Annotated in this window: 17 protein-coding genes; 14 read left to right on the forward strand and 3 right to left on the reverse strand. The window is 44.0% G+C overall.

What is annotated here, in order from left to right; translation table 11 throughout:
• The first annotated feature begins 204 nt into the window (after positions 1–204).
• From priA to rraA, 7 genes are all read left to right on the forward strand, one after another.
• On the forward strand, positions 205–2,403 hold the full coding sequence (gene priA / locus LDO51_RS05615) for a primosomal protein N' (RefSeq protein ID WP_225576647.1): 2,199 nt from the start codon (positions 205–207) through the stop codon (positions 2,401–2,403).
• Between the two features lie 288 nt (positions 2,404–2,691).
• Positions 2,692–3,720, forward strand: coding sequence for a DNA-binding transcriptional regulator CytR (gene cytR, locus LDO51_RS05620; protein ID WP_225576648.1), 1,029 nt, complete (start codon positions 2,692–2,694; stop codon positions 3,718–3,720).
• A gap of 72 nt (positions 3,721–3,792) precedes the next feature.
• Positions 3,793–4,644, forward strand: a complete 852-nt coding sequence (gene ftsN / locus LDO51_RS05625; protein WP_225576649.1) for a cell division protein FtsN — start codon at positions 3,793–3,795, stop codon at positions 4,642–4,644.
• Between the two features lie 167 nt (positions 4,645–4,811).
• A complete protein-coding gene (gene hslV, locus LDO51_RS05630) occupies positions 4,812–5,342 on the forward strand; it encodes an ATP-dependent protease subunit HslV (RefSeq protein WP_006660514.1) in 531 nt (176 codons plus the stop codon).
• Between the two features lie 11 nt (positions 5,343–5,353).
• A complete protein-coding gene (hslU, locus tag LDO51_RS05635; protein WP_108479178.1) occupies positions 5,354–6,688 on the forward strand; it encodes an HslU--HslV peptidase ATPase subunit in 1,335 nt (444 codons plus the stop codon).
• Between the two features lie 185 nt (positions 6,689–6,873).
• A complete protein-coding gene (locus LDO51_RS05640; RefSeq protein WP_225576650.1) occupies positions 6,874–7,791 on the forward strand; it encodes a 1,4-dihydroxy-2-naphthoate polyprenyltransferase in 918 nt (305 codons plus the stop codon).
• A 119-nt stretch (positions 7,792–7,910) separates the two neighbouring features.
• On the forward strand, positions 7,911–8,429 hold the full coding sequence (gene rraA, locus LDO51_RS05645; protein ID WP_036950850.1) for a ribonuclease E activity regulator RraA: 519 nt from the start codon (positions 7,911–7,913) through the stop codon (positions 8,427–8,429).
• Between the two features lie 244 nt (positions 8,430–8,673).
• On the opposite strand, the gene zapB is transcribed toward rraA, so the two are convergent.
• Complete coding sequence (gene zapB / locus LDO51_RS05650) at positions 8,674–8,913, reverse strand: cell division protein ZapB (RefSeq protein ID WP_108479177.1); 240 nt, start codon at positions 8,911–8,913, stop codon at positions 8,674–8,676.
• Between the two features lie 305 nt (positions 8,914–9,218).
• Between zapB and LDO51_RS05655 the strand changes: the two genes are divergently transcribed.
• From LDO51_RS05655 to LDO51_RS05670, 4 genes are all read left to right on the forward strand, one after another.
• Positions 9,219–10,049: an MIP/aquaporin family protein gene (locus LDO51_RS05655; protein ID WP_225576651.1), complete on the forward strand. Its 831-nt coding sequence runs from the start codon at positions 9,219–9,221 to the stop codon at positions 10,047–10,049.
• Between the two features lie 100 nt (positions 10,050–10,149).
• Entirely contained in the window at positions 10,150–11,676 is a 1,527-nt protein-coding gene (gene glpK, locus LDO51_RS05660; protein WP_225576652.1) for a glycerol kinase GlpK, read from the forward strand.
• A 203-nt stretch (positions 11,677–11,879) separates the two neighbouring features.
• The gene (locus LDO51_RS05665; protein WP_225576653.1) at positions 11,880–12,665 is read left to right on the forward strand and encodes a hypothetical protein; all 786 of its coding nucleotides are present in this window, start codon (positions 11,880–11,882) and stop codon (positions 12,663–12,665) included.
• 22 nt (positions 12,666–12,687) lie between these two features.
• Positions 12,688–15,840 carry a hypothetical protein gene (locus tag LDO51_RS05670; protein ID WP_225576654.1) on the forward strand — a complete coding sequence of 1,051 codons (3,153 nt, stop codon included), beginning with the start codon at positions 12,688–12,690 and terminating at the stop codon, positions 15,838–15,840.
• A 75-nt stretch (positions 15,841–15,915) separates the two neighbouring features.
• Here LDO51_RS05670 and emrD read toward each other — a convergent pair whose 3' ends face one another.
• The gene (gene emrD / locus LDO51_RS05675) at positions 15,916–17,100 is read right to left on the reverse strand and encodes a multidrug efflux MFS transporter EmrD (protein ID WP_225577227.1); all 1,185 of its coding nucleotides are present in this window, start codon (positions 17,098–17,100) and stop codon (positions 15,916–15,918) included.
• Positions 17,101–17,542: 442 nt separating this feature from the next.
• Here emrD and fpr point away from each other — a divergent pair, with 442 nt between their 5' ends.
• Positions 17,543–18,289 carry a ferredoxin--NADP(+) reductase gene (fpr, locus tag LDO51_RS05680; protein ID WP_225576655.1) on the forward strand — a complete coding sequence of 249 codons (747 nt, stop codon included), beginning with the start codon at positions 17,543–17,545 and terminating at the stop codon, positions 18,287–18,289.
• Between the two features lie 11 nt (positions 18,290–18,300).
• Here fpr and LDO51_RS05685 read toward each other — a convergent pair whose 3' ends face one another.
• Positions 18,301–18,723, reverse strand: coding sequence for a DUF805 domain-containing protein (locus LDO51_RS05685; RefSeq protein WP_225576656.1), 423 nt, complete (start codon positions 18,721–18,723; stop codon positions 18,301–18,303).
• Positions 18,724–18,775: 52 nt separating this feature from the next.
• Between LDO51_RS05685 and LDO51_RS05690 the strand changes: the two genes are divergently transcribed.
• Both LDO51_RS05690 and tpiA read left to right on the forward strand, forming a co-directional pair.
• Positions 18,776–19,402, forward strand: coding sequence for a DUF1454 family protein (locus LDO51_RS05690; protein ID WP_225576657.1), 627 nt, complete (start codon positions 18,776–18,778; stop codon positions 19,400–19,402).
• A gap of 196 nt (positions 19,403–19,598) precedes the next feature.
• Positions 19,599–20,369 carry a triose-phosphate isomerase gene (gene tpiA, locus LDO51_RS05695; protein ID WP_225576658.1) on the forward strand — a complete coding sequence of 257 codons (771 nt, stop codon included), beginning with the start codon at positions 19,599–19,601 and terminating at the stop codon, positions 20,367–20,369.
• Positions 20,370–20,672: the final 303 nt, after the last annotated feature.

The raw sequence follows: 20,672 nt of genomic DNA on the forward strand, positions 1-20,672 counted from the left end.
GTGTCGCCATTCCAGCCCTAACGCCGGACACCACACGTCGTGTTGATTAAATTTAGTTTATTGGCAAAACAAAATTAATTGATACCAAAGGCGGCGGATCATACAGAAAATCTGTTTATCACGCAATGAAAATAGCATGATTTTTGTGGTACTCTAACAGAATACCCTCATATTTTTGTACAAAAAACAGACGGAAATCCAGCTATGATCGTCGTTCAGGTGGCGTTACCTGTTCCTTTAAATCGCACATTTGATTATCTCTTGGGCGCCAATATGCCAGTCCCCGTCATCGGTGGGCGAGTCATGGTGCCTTTTGGCAAACGCCAAGCCCTTGGTGTGGTTGTCAATCTGAGCGATAAAAGCGAATTTCCCGAAGAGCAACTCAAAACCGTGGAGCTGGTGTTAGATTCAAAAACCTTGTTCCCCGACGATCTGTGGCAGTTGCTGCTGTGGTCATCCCAATATTACCATTACCCAATTGGCGAAGTATTATTTCACGCGATGCCGACCCTACTACGCCAAGGGAAACCCGCTGAATTTACGCCGATCTGGCAATGGCAAGTGACTGAAGAAGGCCAAGCGGCGGATCTAAATGAATTAAAACGATCCCCAAAACAGCAGCAAGCGCTAGCGCTATTACGCCGCCGTCCGGTTTATCGCCATCAAGTTAGTGAGCTTGAAATCAGTGAAAGCGCCCTGCAAGCATTGAAGAAAAAACAGTATGCTGAGTTGCACCCTGTTCAACCGGTTGCGGAAAAATGGCAGTCACAATTTGCCGTCAGCGGAGAACGTTTACGACTCAATAGCGAGCAAGCCACTGCTGTAGGCGCAATTCGCGCAGAAGATGATAATTTTTCGCCGTGGTTACTGGCAGGGATCACCGGATCAGGGAAAACTGAAGTCTACTTGAGCGTGTTAGAAAATATTCTGGCTCAAGGTAAACAAGCCTTAGTATTAGTCCCTGAAATTGGCTTAACGCCTCAAACCATTAATCGCTTCCGTGAACGCTTTAATGTACCTGTCGATGTTTTGCACTCTGCGCTCAATGACAGTGAGCGCTTAGCGGTTTGGTTACGCGCCAAACAGGGTTCTAACGGCATTATCATCGGGACGCGCTCTGCCTTGTTCACGCCATTTGCCCGTCTTGGCATTATTATTATTGATGAAGAGCATGATAGTTCGTATAAACAGCAAGATGGCTGGCGCTACCATGCCCGTGATTTAGCGGTTTTCCGTGCAAAAAAAGAAAATATTCCCATTATTATGGGTACCGCAACGCCATCCCTCGAAACACTGAGCAATGTTCAACAAAATAAATATCGCCAATTAAATTTGACGATCCGCGCAGGTAATGCCCGTCCTGCTGAGCAGCATTTAATTGATTTAAAAGGGCAGCCACTTAAATTTGGGCTATCCCATTTACTTATCCAACACATTAAAAGTCACCTCGCACAAAATAATCAGGTGATTTTATTTTTAAATCGCCGAGGTTATTCCCCGGCGCTTATCTGCCATGAATGTGGCTGGATAGCCGAGTGCCAGCGTTGCGACCATTACTATACTTTGCACCAAAATTTTCATCAGTTACGCTGCCACCACTGTGATAGCCAGCGCCCTGTCCCACGCCAATGCCCACAATGTGGATCAACACATTTAGTCCCTGTTGGGATGGGAACCGAGCAACTGGAAGAAGGGATTTCCGAGCTATTTCCCGATGTGCCCGTGACGCGTATCGACCGAGATACCACTAGCCGCAAAGGGGAGCTGGAGCAACATTTGAACGCTGTCCATGAAGGCGGCGCACGAATTTTGATCGGTACACAAATGCTAGCTAAAGGGCATCACTTTCCTGATGTGACTCTGGTGGCATTGCTGGATGTCGATGGCGCCTTATTTTCGAGCGATTTCAGAGCCGCCGAACGTTTTGCACAATTATATATACAGGTCTCAGGACGAGCGGGACGAGCAGGCAAGCAAGGGGAAGTGTTCTTACAAACTCACCACCCTGAGCACCCACTTCTGCTGACCTTATTAGAAAGTGGCTATAACGCCTTTTCCGAAGAAGCCCTTGAAGAGCGCCGGGTGGCAATGCTTCCACCCTTTACTAGCCACATTCTTATTCGTTCTGAAGATCATAATAATCAGGATTCAAGGCAGTTTTTACAGAATGTGCGCCAATATATTAGCCAACACCCACAAAGTGACTCTCGCTTATGGATTTTAGGCCCTGCACCATCCATTCAAGCCAAACGAGGTGGACGTTTTCGCTGGCAACTTTTATTGCAACATCCATCGCGCGCCTATCTCCAACAGTTTATGGCACAATTATTACCTGAGTTACTAAAGCAACCGGAAAGCCGCAAGGTAAAATGGAATATTGACGTGGATCCTACGGACGGTTAACACCACTAATTTACCTGAAATGCGAGTAATGTAACTAACTGACTACAATAGCTAAACCGTCAATTTCTGCCATATACGCATGGATTAAGAATTTGGATTAAGTGGTTATCACTATAACTATTTTTAAAATTTGCGAGGCAGCTCTAAAAAATGATGCAAGTCACACTTTTTATGCAAACCAGGTAACAGATATTATTGTGAAACTCTTTAGAATGTCTTTTAATTAGCAAAATGACGTGTTCGCGCCATTCAAAAAAGCAATCGATTAAATAGACAAAGGAAGGCGTTGTGGAAAGTAAAAAGCACAATAATACGGCGACCATGAAAGATGTCGCGAACGCAGCTGGCGTATCAACAGCCACCGTTTCTCGAACATTGATGAACCCTGAAAAAGTCTCCCTACAAACACGTCAAAAAGTTGAGCAAGCCGTCTTAGACGTTGGCTATTACCCTCATAACCTTGCCCGCAGCTATAAACGCAATGAATCCAAAACTATTCTGGCGATCGTCCCAGACATTAGCGATCCATTTTTCAGCGATGTGATCTGCGGCATTGAAGAAGTGGCCGCCCACGAAGGTTACTTTGTGCTGATTGGCGACTGTAAACATCAACAAAAACAGGAAAATGCCTTTATCAACCTGATCATTACCAAACAGATTGATGGCATGGTTCTGTTAGGTTCTAACTTACCGTTTGATGTCTCAACCGAAGAACAAAAAAACCTACCGCCAATTGTGATGGCCAACGAATTCGCGCCAGAGTTAAAACTTCCAACAGTACATATTGATAACCTCACCGCGGCCTTCAATGCCACCCATTATCTTCTAAAACAAGGACATAAACGTATTGCGTGTATCGCAGGACCTGAAGATATGCCACATAGCCAATACCGTTTAGAAGGGTATAAAAAAGCCATGTTACGTACCGGAGAAGGGCTGAGAGAGAGCTATATTGTGCGAGGTGATTTCTCTCATGAAAGCGGCGCCGAAGCATTAAAAACATTACTTTCCTTGCCTGAACCACCCACTGCCGTTTTCTGCCATACTGATATCATGGCATTCGGGGCAATGTGGCAAGCGAAGAAAATGGGTTTGAAAATTCCCGACGATATCTCTTTTGTCGGCTTTGATAACCTTGAGCAAGCTAAATATACATTACCCGCACTCACGACCATCAATCACCCTCGCAGGGAAATTGGTCGCCATGCGATGCTATTGTTGCTAGAGGAGCTACACGGAAATAGTGTCACCGCAGGTTCTCGTCTCCTAGATTCTGATTTAATCGTTAGAGAGAGTACAAAAGCGCCTAAATGCTAGGCAAAATCGTTAAGGTTAAGTAACATATGGCCTAAATAACGATTAACAACTGACAACTAGTGAATTAATAGCGTGGCACAAAAAGATTATGTAGCTCGAGGACGGTCGTCCGCTCGTAAAAAAAGCAAAGGCAAATCGAAGAAGGCCCAAGGGCTACCGCTAACCACATTAATTGTGGCGGTCGCTATTGTGCTGTTATTCGTGGGTGGACTATTTTTTATTACTCATAATAAAAAAGAAACGCCTCAAACGGCGCTTCCCACTCAAGCTGCAAAACCGGGTAGCACGCTGCCGCCGAAACCTGAAGAGCCTTGGCGCTATAAAAGGGAGCTGGAAGAGCCTTGGCAAGATTACACTTCACCATCGCAACCGAGCACAAATAGTGGCAATATTCGTCAGTCTGATCTCACCACCGAGCAGCGCCAGCTGTTAGAACAAATGGATTCTGATCGTCGTCAACCTGTGACCAACCTGCAAGAAGTGCCATTTAATGGTAAGCCGGTACCGCGCTCACAAGTGGTGATCAACGAACCAGCTAAACCAATTGAAACGTCGACCCAACGCAAACCGTCGATTATTGAACCAAAACCTGAAACACGCCCAGTTGCACCAGTTCAGCAAGCTCAGCCTGTCACAAAACCAGAAGTGAAACCGGAAGTGAAATCTGAGCCTAAGCCTGAGACAGCGCCTGTGAATAAAATGCAGAATATGCTCGTGCAATGCGGTTCATTTAAAACAGCTGAGCAGGCTGAGTCAGTACGTGCCACTCTCGCATTTGCCGGTATCGAAAGTCGCGTCACCGTAGGTGGTGGCTGGCATCGTATCGTATTGGGCCCGTATTCTAAGTCCACCGCTGAAAGCATGCGTGACCGTGCAGCAGGCGTTGGCGTGAGTGGTTGTATTCTTCGTGCTTCAGGGGGTTGAAAAATCCCCCCGCCCCCCCCATCTACTGTTTTAACGTACTCGTAAGCAGTTATTTTTGAGTTCAATCTCTTTCAAGTGATAGTGAATAGACCGCTATCACTTGAAATTTATCTATCAAAAAATGAAATCAACTGTATTCTTTTTGTAATACAACCAGGGGCTAACTCATGACAACAATCGTAAGTGTTCGCCGTAATGGCCAAGTTGTAATCGGTGGTGATGGACAGGCGACGATGGGTAATACCGTCATGAAAGGCAATGTCCGCAAAGTACGCCGTTTATATAACGACAAAGTCATTGCAGGATTTGCCGGTGGCACCGCAGACGCATTCACACTCTTTGAACTGTTTGAGCGCAAACTTGAACTCCATCAAGGACACCTCACTAAAGCGGCGGTGGAATTAGCCAAAGATTGGCGTACAGACCGCATGCTACGCAAATTAGAAGCGCTGCTTGCCGTCGCTGATGAACACACTTCATTAATTATCACGGGTAATGGTGACGTCGTTCAGCCTGAAAATGACCTGATTGCGATTGGCTCCGGTGGCCCATATGCACAATCCGCAGCACGCGCCCTTCTCGAAAATACAGACTTAAGCGCTCGCGAAATCGCGGAAAAAGCCCTCGCAATAGCGGGAGATATCTGTATTTACACCAACCATAATGTCAACTTTGAAGAAATTTCTTCAAAATCATAAGGATTGCTAGCATGTCCGAAATGACTCCACGCGAAATTGTCAGCGAACTCGACAACCATATTATTGGCCAACATAAAGCTAAACGTTCAGTTGCTATCGCCCTGCGTAACCGCTGGCGCCGTATGCAGTTGAATGAGCATTTACGCCATGAAGTGACCCCAAAAAATATTCTGATGATTGGTCCTACCGGGGTAGGTAAAACCGAAATCGCACGCCGTTTAGCCAAACTGGCAAATGCACCATTCATCAAAGTTGAAGCGACTAAGTTCACGGAAGTGGGCTATGTCGGTAAAGAAGTTGACTCTATCATCCGCGATCTTACCGATTCTGCGGTAAAAATGGTGCGTTTACAGTCTATCGAGAAAAACCGTTATCGTGCCGAAGAAATGGCAGAAGAACGCATTCTTGATGTGTTGATCCCACCGGCAAAAAATAACTGGGGGCAAGCGGAGCCTGTTGATGAGCAATCACCAGCACGTCAAGCATTCCGTAAGAAATTACGTGAAGGTCAGTTAGACGATAAAGAAATTGAAATTGAAGTTTCCGCAGCACCAATGGGCGTTGAAATCATGGCTCCTCCGGGCATGGAAGAGATGACCAACCAGTTACAATCGATGTTCCAAAACTTAGCAGGTCAAAAGCAAAAGCCTCGTAAGATGAAAATCAAAGAAGCTTTCAAACTGCTGGTAGAAGAAGAAGCCGCAAAACTGGTGAATCCTGAAGAGCTGAAAGAACAAGCCATTGAAGCGGTTGAACAAAACGGTATCGTGTTTATTGATGAGTTCGATAAAATCTGTAAACGCGGTGGTCAAAGTTCAGGTCCAGATGTGTCCCGTGAAGGGGTTCAGCGTGATCTATTACCATTAATTGAAGGCTGCACCATCTCAACCAAACACGGCATGGTGAAAACTGACCACATCCTGTTTATTGCATCTGGCGCATTCCAAGTTTCTAGCCCATCGGATTTGATTCCAGAACTGCAAGGTCGTCTGCCAATTCGTGTTGAACTTCAGGCGCTGACCACTGAAGATTTCGAGCGCATCTTAACTGAGCCTAATGCTTCTTTGACTGAACAGTACAAAGCGCTGATGGCAACAGAAGGTGTTAGCGTTGAATTCACCGCAGATGGTATTCGTAAAATTGCAGAATCTGCATGGCAAGTGAATGAATCAACCGAAAATATCGGTGCGCGTCGTTTACATACTGTGCTAGAACGTCTGATGGAAGATATCTCTTTCGACGCCAGCGAGCGCGACGGGCAAAGCATTACAATCGATGCTGAGTATGTCCGCCAGCACTTAGACGAACTGGTCGCAGACGAAGATCTGAGTAGATTTATTTTATAATCTTATTAATTATCAGGTTTTCATGTATCCTTAATGGATGTTAGCTAAAGTGCAGCAAAATTGCTGCACTTTTAACATATAAAATCCAACTTAATAAGAACATTTACTCCCAATAATTCAAACGGTCACTCAGCAGCAAAGCCACGTTACCCCTTGAAATATCACGAGTACGGTGAATAAATTACATGAACTCATCTTCAATCAGCCGCAAACAAGCTTGGCTAGAAAGTTTACGACCAAAAACCCTACCATTAGGGGTGATTGCCATCGTCACTGGATCCGCACTAACCTATTTCACGGGTAACTTTAAGTGGCCAGTTGCTCTGCTTTCTATTATCACAGCGGGCTTATTACAAATTTTATCTAACCTCGCCAATGACTATGGCGATGCGATTAAAGGCTCAGACACCGCTGAACGCATCGGACCTCTGCGCGGAATGCAAAAAGGCATTATCACCAAAGAAGATATGAAAAAAGCGCTGAAGCTGAATATCTTCGCGGCTTGCCTGTCAGGCCTATTGTTGATTATTGTCGCGTGTGAAAAGCCAGAAGATGCCTTCGGATTCCTTGGGTTAGGGTTAGTGGCTATCGTAGCAGCCATCACTTATACCGTCGGTAAAAAACCTTATGGCTACCTTGGCCTTGGGGATATTTCCGTTCTCATTTTCTTTGGCTGGTTAAGTGTGATAGGGACTTTTTACCTACAAGCGAATAGCTTTAATATCATCACTATCCTGCCAGCAACAGCTTGCGGTTTACTGTCTGTGGCGGTTTTAAATATCAACAATATGCGTGATATTGAAAATGACATTAAAGCGGGTAAAAACACGTTGGCAGTACGTTTAGGTCCGCAAGGCGCGCGCATGTACCACGCCATTATCATCATCGTTTCAATCTTATGTTTGGTATTTTTCAATTTACTCTATTTAACAGGTTGGGCGGGCTGGTTATTCTTATTGGCGGTACCAATGCTGATGAATCATGTGCGCAAAGTCCTGTCTGATCCTACCCCTGAAGGGATGCGCCCAATGCTAGAAAATATGGTGAAAATCACTTTAGTCACCAACGTTTTATTCTCCCTTGGGGTTATCCTGAGCAAATAGTCTCAATTATTTGCTGTTTTTTTGACTTTTCCCGCTTATTTTCTGGCGGGAATTTTGCCAATCGGTGACTAAAAGGGATATACTGACTTTCCTCTTGCAGCAAAAAAGACCTAAATCCTATGAAATATGATACTTCCGAACTCTGCGACATCTACCAAGAAAGCGTTAATGTAGTAGAACCTTTATTCTCCAACTTTGGTGGACGTACTTCATTTGGCGGTCAAATCATTACAGTAAAATGCTTTGAAGATAATGGCATTCTGTATGATTTGCTGGAAGAAGACGGCCATGGGCGCATCTTGCTGGTGGATGGCGGTGGTTCAGTGCGTAAAGCGCTGATTGACGCTGAACTAGCTCGATTAGCGGTAGACAATGGCTGGGAAGGTATTGTGGTTTACGGTGCCGTCCGTCAAGTGGATGCATTAATGGAGTTAGATCTCGGCATCCAAGCTGTTGCCGCTATTCCTGCGGGTTGCCCTGACGAAGGTATCGGCGAAAGCGATATCCGCGTTAATTTTGGCGGCGTGACATTCTTCTCTGGCGATTATCTGTATGCCGATAACACGGGCATGATTTTATCCGAAGAACCACTGACCCAAGCAGCCAACGACGATTTCGACGAAACCATCGACGAATAATCCCCACCAAATTCCATAAAAAAGGCAGATATCACTATCTGCCTTTTTCTTTTCTACTCTGCTCTGCTCTGTTTTCCGTTTTCCTACTTCTTCCAGAAAACACTTCTACATACCCCTACATTCCCAAAATAATTCGAGTCACAGGTAGGCGGCGAGTGGAGGATATCCCGATGAGCATACATAAGTATGTGATTCGGGTATCCAAACGAAGCCAACACCCCTGTGGCTTGAAGTATGAAGGGAATTAGACTTCTTCCATCTTGCCGAGGAGCGTACGTAACCTCTCCTGCCAAGTCGCCTGCTCTTGCTTCAATTGTTCATTTTCACGAACCAGTGATTCAGTGCCTGATTTGTTGGCTTGTAACTCTTGGCTTAACGCACTGTTTTGTTCTTTTAGTTCATCAATTTCCATTTGCATTAATGCGATGGTATCGATGGCTTGCTGAACTTTGGATTCTAGTTTCTCAAATACTTCAAATGACATGTTCGGATCTCCCTTTATAAGCGCTTTCCCTCGATTGTAAGTAGCATGATCCTTTGTGTCCAGTGACTTACACTTGATTACAAATATTATTCTATTAATTGTTTCGGCCGTAACTATTCAAATGTTTGAATTCGACCCTAGAAATGATCGTTTGTTTTCGTTTTTAGGTGATTTGACACACAGTTTTCACAAATCGCAATATTCGATTATCTTTTTTCTCGTTAAATTAACAGAATAAGTTTTCGTAAAGAAAATTATACTCGTGCAAAACACCTCTCTTAACAATTATCGCAGGATGAATATTTATGAGCAAAATAACACCTTCAACACTGACTGGTCAGTGTATATCGGAGTTTCTTGGAACTGCTCTGTTAGTTTTTTTTGGTTTAGGATGTGTCGCGGCTGTACGTATTGCGGGTGCCCAGTTAGGTCTTTGGGAAATTAGTATAATTTGGGGCTTCGGCGTCGCACTGGCTGTTTACCTAACTGCGGGTATTTCTGGCGCTCACTTAAACCCTGCCGTCACGTTAGCATTATGGTTATTCGCGTGTTTTGATAAGCGAAAAGTGATCCCTTACATTATCGCTCAAATGCTTGGGGGCTTTTGTGCCGCTGCTCTAGTTTACTCAATGTATTCCCCTGTCTTTTTCGATTACGAACAAGTTCACCACATTGTTCGTGGTACACAAGAAAGTTTATTTACTGCGGGTGTATTCTCAACTTACCCTGCACCACAAATCAGCGTGCTCCATGCGTTCTTTATTGAATTGGTGATTACCGCCATTTTAGTCTGCTTAATTTTAGGTTTAACCGATGATGGTAACGGCGTTCCTAAAGGCCCATTAGCACCATTATTAATTGGTATCTTAATTGCGGTTATCGGCGGCTCTTTTGGTCCACTGACCGGATTTGCCTTAAACCCAGCACGTGACTTTGGTCCGAAAGTCATGGCTTATTTAGCAGGATGGGGTGATATTGCCCTGACCGGTGGACGTGATATTCCTTATTTCCTTGTCCCATTGACTGCGCCGATTGTTGGTGGTCTGCTAGGGGCATTCGGTTACCGTAAACTCATTGGTCGCCATCTGCCTTGCATGACTTGCGAGTCTGATGAGGAAGAAAAAAAATCCTCTTAATACCGTTTCTTATTTCCAAGCTAGGTTGACCCTTAACCGGGTTTACCTAAAGCTAAGTTTACCCATATATGGTTAACCCATTGCTGAACAGGTTTAAATTATGACAACAGAAACTAATATCGTTAAAAAATATATTGTCGCTCTTGATCAAGGCACAACCAGTTCGCGAGCTGTCGTTCTCGACCATGATGCAAATATCGTCAGTATTTCCCAGCGCGAATTCACGCAAATCTACCCGAAACCTGGCTGGGTAGAACATGACCCAATGGAAATTTGGGCAACACAAAGCTCCACACTGATTGAAGTGCTCGCTAAAGCCGATATTCGTACCGATGAAGTGGCGAGTATCGGTATCACAAACCAGCGTGAAACCACGATTGTTTGGGAGAAAGCGACAGGCAAACCTGTCTATAATGCGATTGTTTGGCAATGCCGCCGCACCGCTGACTTTTGCACCCATTTAAAAACCAACGATAAAGAACTTGAAGAGTATATTCGCCAAAATACCGGTTTAGTGGTCGACCCTTACTTCTCTGGAACCAAAGTGAAATGGATCCTCGATAACGTCGAAGGTGCTCGTGAACGCGCAGAAAAAGGTGAATTACTGTTCGGTACTGTCGATACTTGGTTAGTTTGGAAAATGACTCAAGGTAGAGTCCACGTTACTGACTATACCAACGCCTCTCGTACCATGTTATTCAACATTCGTAATTTAGAATGGGATGACAAAATCCTTAAAGCGTTAAATATTCCTCGTAACATGCTACCGGAAGTCCGCCCTTCTTCTGAAGTTTACGGACAAACCAACATTGGGGGTAAAGGCGGTACTCGTATCCCTATTTCTGGTATCGCGGGTGACCAACAAGCAGCACTGTATGGTCAATTGTGTGTAAAATCCGGTATGGCAAAAAATACCTACGGAACTGGCTGCTTCTTATTAATGAATACTGGTGATACCGCGGTTCGCTCCAATCATGGTCTACTAACCACAATTGCTTGCGGCCCTAAAGGCGAGGTGAATTACGCCCTTGAAGGTGCGGTGTTTGTAGGCGGTGCCTCTATTCAGTGGCTGCGTGATGAGCTGAAACTGATTGATGAATCTACCGATTCCGAATATTTCGCCACTAAAGTCAAAGACAGTAACGGTGTGTATGTGGTGCCTGCATTCACTGGCTTAGGCGCCCCTTATTGGGATCCGTATGCGCGCGGCGCTATCTTTGGTTTAACGCGTGGAGCAAACCGCAACCACATTATCCGTGCGACATTGGAATCTATCGCGTATCAGACCCGCGATGTCCTCGATGCGATGCAAGCTGATTCTGGTGAGCGCCTCAAAGCATTACGTGTAGATGGCGGCGCCGTTGCGAATAACTTCCTGATGCAGTTCCAGTCTGACATTCTCGGTACCTCTGTAGAACGTCCTGAAGTCCGTGAAAGCACCGCGTTGGGTGCCGCTTACTTAGCCGGTATCGCCGTTGGATTCTGGGAAAGTTTGGATGAACTGCAAAGTAAAGCCAGCATTGAACGCGTCTTTAAGCCGGGTATTGAAACCACCGAGCGTAACTATAAATACGAAGGTTGGAAAAAAGCAGTCGCCCGTGCTCAAGAGTGGGAAGATCGCGCTTAATTTTTCTATCACGACAATATATTGCTAAACAAACAGTCAAAGCAGTGCTCCGGCACTGCTTTTTTATAGGGCAGTAAAACTAATTAGCTTATAAATAAAAATACAATTATTAGACTAATAATAAATTAGAAAGTACCAACCCATTTATTTAGAATTCTTTCCTGCAATAGCGTTTTTCATCTTTTATTTCAGGAGATTTGGTTATGGATAACCGCAAAAAAAACCCATTCAACTCGACAAATCAGCACTCTGTGCAACTGACATCTCAAGCAATAAAGAGCGGCCAACTACAACTTGGCCAATACAGATCTCGAGGGCGTGTGGCTAAAATCCATGTAGATAGTGCCCATTTTGAAGGATTAAAATCCAATCCTCAGCAAACACACGATGGGCAAGCAACTTTCGACCTCATGAATTGGCTACTGGATAAACCGCGTTTACCGGGAGAACAACACCAAAGTTACTTATTAAGTGCTTTAGATAAGGATGACTTTTCAGGTTTCGATTTCCATCAACTGCATAACTTATGGATTGATAGTTTTAATTCCCCCACTCAATGGCGTGACGGGGAACCTCGCTCTCAAGCACAACTTGCCGACCCATTACTCCCAAGTGGACAATGGCATCGTCATTATAATGCTGTCATTCTTTCCTGTGATGCCAACGACGTACAAGTTGAGATTATTCGTCACTGGCTTGAATTGACGGGTAGCGGTCTAATTATCATTGTCGATGATAAAAAAGAAGTTTCATTACCTATCCAGCAGCTACTTGATGAGCTGGAAGATATTGAAATTGACAGCACCCCATTGGCAACCCAGATGGAAAAAAAATCAATGGGAATGCACGTCACAGCCTACCAAAACACATTCCAAGGAATAGAAAAAACGACGCATACCATTCCCAATTTATCTCGCTATGCTAGTGGGTTACCTGAGAATACAACAAACACAGTCTGGGTTTATGAAGGCGTAATCACCCCCCCCTGAATCTGAAATTATTCACCTCCATTTGGACACGTTATACCATGGGGATGGCCTGACGTTTGAAATCGATCTGCAAACTCGGCAACTCACCGAACACGATGAATTTGGTGAAATTATCCTACATAACATTAAAGCAGGTCAGCAAATTCCCTTTAAAATCACCACAACCACGAAAGGCTCCCCGCCAAAAATTCGGCTAGGCTGGGGACTTCCGGGGGAAAAGTCAATCCAGTTTATCCCTGATTCGGCCATTCACTACAATCAGCCAACTATTATTGACTCGCCGCCTGCAATCTCCGCGGTTCTGAATCCTTATGGTTTTCAGCAATCAATATCACTGCCAGCGACATCGATAAACTCCCTGACGTTAACAGACCAAACACTAAAAAATAGCCATTATTTCTCTATCATTATCAATAGCTCTCCCAAAAACATTATTTTGAGGCTGGATGATATCGAGCTATCTCATCAAAATTCTTGGGAAGCACTAGCGACTGAAATTGAAAGCCATATTAATCACCAATTGGCTCAGCATGAGCTACCCACCGTTGCAGTGCACTACACCAACCAACAGCTCGTTATCACCTGTGATGGCATGTTAATTTCTCAATTCCAACTAAAAAATCAGCAACTTCATCCTATTTTAGTTGCAGAGAACCCCGATGAACTGGCTAATCAGTTTGTCGTTGGTGCGATTTCTGGTGCTTTACCCATTATTGATGAAGTCGTGTCATTTCATCTTATTGAAGCCCCTGTATTTGGGAAAATTGAGCTCAACCAGCAAACAGGTGAATGGCTATATACACCAAACAATCACCAAGCCTTTAAAGGACATGACCAATTTGATGTGATTGCGGTGATGGAGGATGGCAGTACCTCAGCTCCGATGTCGATTCAGTTACAGGCGGAAGATGCGCCGCAGATTTCCATTCCCGGGCAGCGTACCTTTTCACTCCCCGACCCGATGTATTCGCAACCATCATTGCGTTATCAGACTGTTCCAGATGATATTCAGGTTCATCGTATTCAATTGGCGCAAACCCATTTACTTTCCCCTGATGACCCTTATTTTAGTTTAACCGCTGATCGGTGGGCGCTGTTAAAAGTCGATATTACGAGCCCATCCGCAGCGAACGCCCCTGATATTGTGGCCACGATTTTTGATAAACAAGGCAATGAGCTGGAAAGTATTATTTTAACTGGCCCATCTAGACTACCGAGCAGCCTCGATACCCCGCTCACAACACCCAGTGTGGAGGCGCAAAATATGCATCGCAAGAGTTATACCGCCCCCATAAAAGGCAAATGGGTCCAGCCTGATATGCAAATTCAGATCAAGGTCGGTGATAAGCCCATCACCCAGCCATATACTCAGGTTGATGGCCTTTTTTCCCCCACGGTGAAATCGGTCACACCGATGACTACCCACGTCACTCACAAGAGCTTTTACCGCAAAGGGCATGGAATTTATAATTACTCGCCACTGAGTTGGGGCTTAGAAGCTTCAGCCAAACTTCCCACACATCAATTAACCCTGTTTAGCTACCCTACCCTCACTCAACAAACAGGTTTATATCCGTATATCATCAAAGATGACGAGGGATTTACCGACAACTCAACGTTAATACACCCTAGGTATGATGCCCAAAAGAATATTATGGAGCCATCAAGATCTCAAATTGGCTGGGCTTACTACGACAGTAAGAAAGCGGCACGTCGCACCAAACTCTATTCCGAGTTTTTCTACTCATCCGTTGAACGTTTTCCTATGGAGGGAGGAACATCAGGTGTGGCTGGGTTAGCGACCCATAACTTTGGCGGAGGCTATATTAAACCCAGTATTCTGTGGCATGAGGTCTTTGGGCATGGGCTAAGCTTGGGGCATACCACAAAAGAAGGTTATCCCTATGATACGAAAAGCCATGGTGGCAACTTCGCATTTGACCAAAATCGCCAGCAATACACCACTTACTATCAAGAAAATCAAAGCGATGAAATATATCCCGCCATGTATCCCGTGGATTATTCTCATTACACCGACCAGTATGATGCTTTTCTCGCTCATTCGGATTATTTAACCCAGCAAGCGCAAGACTTTTTATCTCGAATTGATGAAAGTGAAATAGAGCGTGAATATTTACCTGTCTATCAACTTACGGGGGTATTATTACCGTTATCCGACGGTAAGCTTCACCCATATAGTCACTTGGACATTACCCAAACAATCGGCCATCTGGTTCCAAAAGATCACCGTGATTCAATTTACAGTTTGATAGTAACCTATCAAACGCCGTCAGGACTCCTCACTGAAAACCTAAAAGTCGCCGTGCAAGATAACGAGCTCAACATGAATATCGCCAATAAAGGTGAATTAGTTAGCCTCGACATTATTAAAACAGAGAATGAATCAGATACCGCCATCTATCAGTATAAAAACCCTGAATCACTGGCAAATCGACTATTTGTACACGGTGATGGTAAACCGCTACCGACAAAATTACAGATGGATAACTACTGGCGCGGTAGCAAGCTATTTTGGTCAGTCAGTGAAGATAACCAAGCTTTATGTGCGAAGTGGGTCGAAAATGGGCGATTACATCAGCAATATTTTTCCTTGACCTCATCCCCTGTAGAGACTCAAGCAACATTTATTTCTCTAAATCATTTTGATTTATATGAGGAAAATCCTGATTCATTATCCTCGCATCTCACTGCGTTGTCGGATACTCAACTACTGTCTGATGTGCACATTAATCAACAAATTGATATTGGCGAACTGGGCTCCTCGGATAATACCTACTGGGTAACCCTTTGCCTTTATGATGAGCAAGGTGGAATTCGAGAATATACGCCTGTAGAGCCTTGGTATCTTTCAGCCCAAGGTAGTATTTTGACGGTAAAAGGCACCATAGACAGCACCCCAGATTTACATATTGCAGGAATCAAAGTGTATATCGACCAACACTTGCAGGACGATGTTGAAGCTAGCTCTGTATGGATACAGCAAAATGACCAAGGGACCCTTGCTGAAAATCGAGAATTTCTCAATTATGACCGCCCCGTGGAATTTAACACACTGATTTCACACATGGCAGGCATAAAAGAAGATTCACTCAATACGCAACAGGTAGCCGCACAATGGGTTGAATCAGCACATTTCATACCACTCGTCGCATAGTGAAAAGACAGTGAAACGATAAAAATCAGGGGGCTTATTTGCCCCCTGAACATGAATCTTAAACAATACGTTAAATTAAACCATCCGTTCAGTGTGGCTCATACGGTGAGCTAATGGCAGCCAGCACAATACCACTAACATCGACATCAAGAACATCAGCAAACCAAGGCTAAACTGGCCATTTTGTGGCATTAATGCGGAAACCCACGTTGCGACACCAGAGCCCACGTTCTGTAAACCGCCCACTAATGCCCCCGCAGCCCCCGCTAAATAAGGGAAAGGTTCCATCGCACCAGTAGTCGCTAACGGGAATAGCATCCCTGCGCCAAAGAAGAAAATGGCGGCAGGCACTAACAGTGTCCATGTGTTCATGATGCCAAACCAACCCGGTATCCACATCATGATACCCGCAGCCAGACAAATCAGTACCGACTGCCACATCAACGTTGAGAAATTTTTGCCTTCACGTCCTGCGTACCAAGCACCAAAGAAGGCCGCAGGGATAGGCAGAATAAATAGGATACTCACGGTAATGCTACTTAGCCCTAAAACGCCGCCCATCAATACACCGCTACAGGCTTCAAAAACCGCTATCCCAGCAAGTGCACCAATTAACATCGTCAAATACGAAAGAAACGAACCGTTAGATAATAATTCACGGTATGACGCCACTAAATTATGCTTTTCAGGTGAAATAGGACGAGTTTCCGGCATCCAGCGATACATACTGAACAACACCGCTCCCCCCAACAGGAATAAGAAAATATAACAGGCGTGCCAGCCAAAGAAATGCGCCAGAATCCCGCCAAACATAGGCGCTAACAGTGGGCTCACTAACACCCCCATATTAAGCAGGCTATTGGCGTAACGTAGCGCTGTGCCCTTATACAAGTCGCGCGGCATGGTTCTCACCATCACGCCTGCAACCCCGGTGCCTAAGCCTTGTAACCCACTTGCAACCGTCAATACCGTCAGGGTTGGGGCAAAAATAGCGACAATCGTTGACACTAAGAAAATAGATAACCCGGCTAAAATCACCGGACGGCGACCGATTTGGTCAGATAACGGACCATACAGTAGTTGGGAAAAACCGTAAGAAAACAGATACGCTGCCATAACACGCTGTACGGCACCCGACGGTTCACCGAAATACACCGCAATTTCAGCAATAACTGGGACATAAACAGTTTGAGTCATTTGCCCAACCGCAGCGAGGGCAATCAACATTAGCAACAGATTAAAATTTTCAAGCTTTCTCATTTTGCTCTCAGACACTCACAATTCCTGAGCACACAATAGTGCCGTATTATTAAAGTTTAATAACACGAACGGTTGCACTCAGGATTAAATAATAGATTTTTATTCGTTGTTTTGCCCATTACATTGGAATTATATAACCAGCAAACAATTGATGTTGTTCTTGTGTGATAAAGATAACAAAATTTATGGATTTTTCGAGGTAGGACACCATTTTAATTTACTTCGCTTTGGCAGTAATATTCGCCACCCCTGTCAACTTAACTGTACATTAAAATTACCAAACTCCTCATTTACAGAACAATCCACTAAAACACTTTATCGATAAGCATAAACAATGAACTGATCTAGTATGAAATCCTATTAAGTTCAGCAATGTATATCTTAAATAATTAACACTGTTGAATACTTTCTCTGAGGCTTTTTCGATAAGAGGGACAAATTTATGGCAAATTGGGTGACAGGTCGAGTGGTTGAAGCCAAGTATTGGACAGAAACCTTGTTTAGTTTAGTGGTAGATGCGCCTATTCAACCGTTTATTGCAGGACAGTTTGCTAAACTCGCCCTTGAAATTGATGGGGAACGCGTTGCCCGCGCCTACTCTTATGTGAATGCTCCCAGCGATAACCGCCTTGAGTTCTATTTCGTCATTGTTCCCAATGGAAAACTGAGCCCGAAGCTAGCTGAGCTACAAATCGGCGATACACTGCAAATCACCGATGAGGCTTCTGGCTTCTTTGTGCTGGATGAAATTCCTGAATGTAAACATCTTTGGATGCTCTCCACAGGTACGGCTATTGGTCCATTTCTCTCTATTTTACAAGAGAATAAAGGGCTCGAACGCTTCGAAAAAATCGTCTTACTGCATGCCGTGCGTTATCAAAAAGATCTGAGTTACCTGCCGCTCATGCAGCAATTAGAGCAGCAATTCCAAGGGAAATTACGCATTGTCACCGTCGTGAGCCGTGAACACGTATCTGGTTCGCTATATGGGCGGGTTCCCGCATTAATTGCCGATCATCAATTGGAAGGGTTTGTTGGGTTGCCGATTGATGCAGAAAATTGTCACATTATGTTATGTGGCAACCCAGAAATGGTACGTGATACTCGCGATACACTCAAAGAAACTCACGGGCTTATCAAACATCTACGCCGTAAGCCGGGGCATATTACCAGCGAACAGTACTGGTAATAGCCTAACGATTAAGACAGGTAATCTACTTTATCTGTCTTTTTCCCATACGGATTTTCACCTTCCATTCCCACAAAAACGCCACAATCAATCAGCATCATCATTGTAATCAGTAAGGGAAGAAAGCGCCCTATCCCCCATTGCCAAATTTCCGCCAATTGACTGACATCGAAGGAAAAAAGGGCAAAAGCTAACACGACTAAAGCAAACCATCCCCCTGGTTTACCTCTATCATGCAGACGCTTGGTGAAGATTGCTGCAAGGGGATACAGTAATAAAATAAACAACACCATCACAACAATATCCGGTAATGAAAACGCATTTTGAAAAAGAGAAATCAGGGTCATCAAAATAAAACAGCCTGCAATTCCTGCCCAAAATGGTCGTCGCCCCATTCTGCCTTTAAAGGAAAAAGCCCATTGTAGTAATGTCATTGTGTGTAATCCTGATACAATATTAATCTCTGAAGAATAAGTGGCAGAAAAAATGGCTCAACCAATATTCCGTTCCATGTCCATCATCATAACCGCTTTTGTGTGCTATTTTCCACAAATGGCACTTTCTCAAAAGGTTCCGACGTTACCTGATACCAACTTAAGCGTCGCCTATTTAGCACCTGATGCGCCAACCTTTAATCTCACGATCCCAGAGTTACGTAGTCAATTTAATCAAACCTATAAAGATTTGTATCTTCACGAATACAAAGTGATTGCTAGCCAAGATATTTCCGCGCCCTACATTCGCGCCGCATCACGTATTAATCAACAAATATACTCATCTGCCGTCCTCGAACGGGGTAGTGAGAAAATTAAAAGCTTACAAATCACATTATTACCCTCAGATAACGAAGCTGACGCCCAAAAAAGTCGCCAATTAATTGAGCGCTATATTATTGCGATTATTCATCAATTTGACCCCAATGTTTCTCTGGATAAAGCCCCAGAGCTGACCGCAGCGCTGAACAAGTTTATGGCCAATCAAAATCCAACTCGCGCGGAAGAAGCGAGATTAGGTGCCTTGCGATATATTTTGGTAAAAAGTGACAATAATGTGCTTACTTTTGCTGTTGAACCGATTAAGCTAGAACAACGAACGAGTGAAAACAGTAAATAATTGAGAGCAACAAACACGCGAAATGGATGATGATCACGCTCTAGCAATAAGCATGATGAAAAGCAAAGCTATTATTATCCATTGTTCCTATAATGCAAGAACAGCGACAGAAACGTCTCGTTGCGCGTAATACCTTGATCGCGTGATGAAAAACTAATCGATAAATCATTCAAACTTTTTGGTTGGAGGAAATAACATGCGACATCCATTGGTAATGGGTAACTGGAAACTGAACGGCAGTACCCAGATGGTCAATGAACTGATTGCCGGCCTGCGTAATGAACTGAGCAGCGTTGATGGCTGTGACGTAGCAATTGCACCACCAGCAATGTACTTAACTCAGGCTAAACACGCTATCGCTGGCAGCCGCATTGCATTAGGCGCACAAAACGTTGACGTCAACCTGTCTGGCGCATTCACTGGCGAAATTTCGGCTGAAATGCTGAAAGATGTCGGTGCAAAATACATCATCATCGGTCACTCAGAGCGCCGTACTTATCACAAAGAAAGCGATGAGTTCGTTGCAAAACAATTTGCCGTGCTGAAAGAACAAGGTTTAATCCCAGTTCTGTGTATCGGTGAAAGCGAAGCTGAAAACGAAGCGGGCAAGACGGAAGAAGTTTGTGCTCGTCAAATCGATGCTGTCCTGAACACATTAGGTGCAGAAGCATTCCAAGGCGCGGTTATCGCTTATGAGCCAATCTGGGCAATCGGAACGGGTAAATCTGCAACTCCAGCGCAGGCACAAGCCGTACATAAATTTATTCGTAGCCATATCGCGAAAAAAGATGCGGCAGTCGCAGAGCAAGTGATCATTCAATATGGCGGTTCTGTTAACGCAGGCAACGCGGCTGAGTTATTCACTCAACCAGATATCGATGGTGCTTTAGTGGGCGGCGCATCCTTAAAAGCAGATGCTTTTGCGGTGATTGTTAAAGCAGCAGCTGAAGCAAAAAAAGAAAAGTAATTAAGTTCTATATTTAATTATTTTATTTAACCGTCTATTTTAATTTAACATTAAATAGACGGTTTTATTTTGCCTTCCATTAAATAAAAATAGTAATAAAAGAATTTAAAAAATTATTATTTAAAAATATAAAACATTCAATTATATTTAAAAAAGCATTATAAAATAAAAGAAAAATAAGTATCAGACAAACTTCAATTTCATTAAAAATATAAATAAAAATCGAATAAACACAATCCATTAGGTAATAAAATATTAACTAACCCACTAATTTAACTACCTATACCATCAAAAAATAACCAT

The organism is Providencia alcalifaciens (assembly GCF_020271745.1).
In the GTDB taxonomy this organism is placed as follows: Bacteria; Pseudomonadota; Gammaproteobacteria; order Enterobacterales; family Enterobacteriaceae; genus Providencia; species Providencia alcalifaciens_B.

Bases quoted from the DNA above. Each gene is read 5' to 3' on its own strand.
- rraA (WP_036950850.1), top strand. From the start codon at position 7,911: ATGAAATATGATACTTCCGAACTCTGCGACATCTACCAAGAAAGCGTT.
- priA (WP_225576647.1), top strand. From the start codon at position 205: ATGATCGTCGTTCAGGTGGCGTTACCTGTTCCTTTAAATCGCACATTT.
- LDO51_RS05690 (WP_225576657.1), top strand. From the start codon at position 18,776: ATGGCTCAACCAATATTCCGTTCCATGTCCATCATCATAACCGCTTTT.
- glpK (WP_225576652.1), top strand. From the start codon at position 10,150: ATGACAACAGAAACTAATATCGTTAAAAAATATATTGTCGCTCTTGAT.
- emrD (WP_225577227.1), bottom strand. From the start codon at position 17,100: ATGAGAAAGCTTGAAAATTTTAATCTGTTGCTAATGTTGATTGCCCTC.
- fpr (WP_225576655.1), top strand. From the start codon at position 17,543: ATGGCAAATTGGGTGACAGGTCGAGTGGTTGAAGCCAAGTATTGGACA.
- hslV (WP_006660514.1), top strand. From the start codon at position 4,812: ATGACAACAATCGTAAGTGTTCGCCGTAATGGCCAAGTTGTAATCGGT.
- LDO51_RS05665 (WP_225576653.1), top strand. From the start codon at position 11,880: ATGGATAACCGCAAAAAAAACCCATTCAACTCGACAAATCAGCACTCT.
- LDO51_RS05640 (WP_225576650.1), top strand. From the start codon at position 6,874: ATGAACTCATCTTCAATCAGCCGCAAACAAGCTTGGCTAGAAAGTTTA.
- hslU (WP_108479178.1), top strand. From the start codon at position 5,354: ATGTCCGAAATGACTCCACGCGAAATTGTCAGCGAACTCGACAACCAT.
- LDO51_RS05685 (WP_225576656.1), bottom strand. From the start codon at position 18,723: ATGACATTACTACAATGGGCTTTTTCCTTTAAAGGCAGAATGGGGCGA.
- zapB (WP_108479177.1), bottom strand. From the start codon at position 8,913: ATGTCATTTGAAGTATTTGAGAAACTAGAATCCAAAGTTCAGCAAGCC.
- LDO51_RS05655 (WP_225576651.1), top strand. From the start codon at position 9,219: ATGAGCAAAATAACACCTTCAACACTGACTGGTCAGTGTATATCGGAG.
- tpiA (WP_225576658.1), top strand. From the start codon at position 19,599: ATGCGACATCCATTGGTAATGGGTAACTGGAAACTGAACGGCAGTACC.